Annotated in this window: 2 protein-coding genes; both read right to left on the bottom strand. The window is 40.2% G+C overall.

Annotated elements, in window-relative coordinates; translation table 11 throughout:
• On the bottom strand, window positions 1-598 hold a 598-nt coding region (locus F6K52_RS36065), incomplete at its 3' end, for a pyridoxal-dependent decarboxylase (RefSeq protein WP_293089986.1).
• A gap of 58 nt (window positions 599-656) precedes the next feature.
• A complete protein-coding gene (locus tag F6K52_RS36060) occupies window positions 657-1,559 on the bottom strand; it encodes an ATP-grasp domain-containing protein (protein WP_293089984.1) in 903 nt (300 codons plus the stop codon).
• Window positions 1,560-1,606 lie beyond the last annotated feature (47 nt).

Genomic DNA, 1,606 nt, shown 5'->3' with positions numbered 1-1,606 from the left:
CATCGGATTTGACTTTGACTACATTGTCTATCCCCATGCCCAACAAATTTGCGGCTTTAAAAAAGGAATAGTGGGCCTGATCGGAGATGAATGCTACTAGCTGGTGATTTCCCAATCCCTTGTTTTTGGCTTCGGGTAGGAGTTTGTGTCGCGCACAAAGCATGGCGATCAGATTAGCATTACTGCCTCCTGTCACCATCAACCCCTCACCTTGAGGAAAACCGATCAAGTCCTTGAGAGCCTCAATCAATTTAATCTCTATCAGCGTGGCTACTGGAGCAACTTCATAGGTATACATAGAAGTATTAGCAGTACTAGTTACCATTTCTGCTAATAATCCAGTTATCTCAAATCCACCCCAAAGCTGGTTAAAAAACTTATGGCTACTAGTCCGCACGCTGTGGTCGAGGTACGATTCAATAATCGGAATTAAATCGGCTAAGGGAACTCCGTTTTCTGGTAAGCTTAAATCGAGTTTTTCCTTAAGGGTTTGAGGGCTTTTGTAATCTATTACCTTGGTATCGGTATTTTTATTTTCCTGCAAATAGTTAAGGAGTTTATCAACAGTTAAGTTGATTATTTTTTCAAACTCGATCATAATTTATTATTTGGTAAAATTGGTGATATACTATAATTGATAACTGCTATATCAACTATCAAAGTGCTACTAACACCTCGGCAAGTTTCCTTTTGGTGCTAGCGAATACTTCATGTTGTTGATTGTCCCAAATGCTAACACGAGAATTAAGCTCGATGATTTTCGGTTGACCGTCAACTATGGCAAGATCAATGCCATAAAACCGGTTACCGTACTGTACCATATGTTTTTCAATGTGTTCGACTAGCTCGAAGACAGTGCTAGGGATGAGCTCTATTTCTACAACAAACATCTCGCCTCCTTGAGTCACGGATGCCACTAATTCACCTGAAGGTGGAGTACGTACTATAGCGTGAACAATTTCCCCGTTGAGGAGTGCTACACGAAAGTCATGAACACCATTGACAATACCGGGTATACCTGAGCGTGAATCGATAAACTCTTGCACTAATAAGGGATAGGGGCAATCCTGTTTCTTTAAGAAGTCATTGTCTCCAATGTGGACATTTCTGCCTTCAAGACCATCTAATGGCTTGACAACTTTATATTGCCCTGGTATTTTATCGAGTGCCTCAAAAAACTCTTCTTGGGTGTTAACAAGATAGCTTTGGGGAGAATAGTCACTGAAAAGCTGAAAGGTTTTATATTTGTTGGTGCAAATTTCGTTAATTTCCTGACAGTTAAGAACTGGGATAGTTCCATCAGAGCTAAACAATCCTTTATCGAAAATGACATCAGCTTTGACAGGACCTGTTTCAATCACTTGTCCATCTCGTAATTCCCAACTCTGGGAAAATTCTCCTGACCCTAGATAGGAAGATTGGTGACGAACAACACGAAAATTGGCACCACAAGCTTCTATTGCTTCACCAAGTTGGGCAATGTGTCGTATATACTTTTTTTTAGTAAATGGGTAGGCAAAGGTGCCAGCTTCATCAAAAAAGACAGCAACAGTTTTCAAGGTTTACCTCAAACTGGGCATCAACCAAAAATTATAGCAATTTTAGA

The organism is Moorena sp. SIO3H5, assembly GCF_010692395.1.
Lineage (GTDB): Bacteria > Cyanobacteriota > Cyanobacteriia > Cyanobacteriales > Coleofasciculaceae > Moorena.
This window is presented reverse-complemented; position numbering and strand designations above follow the sequence as displayed.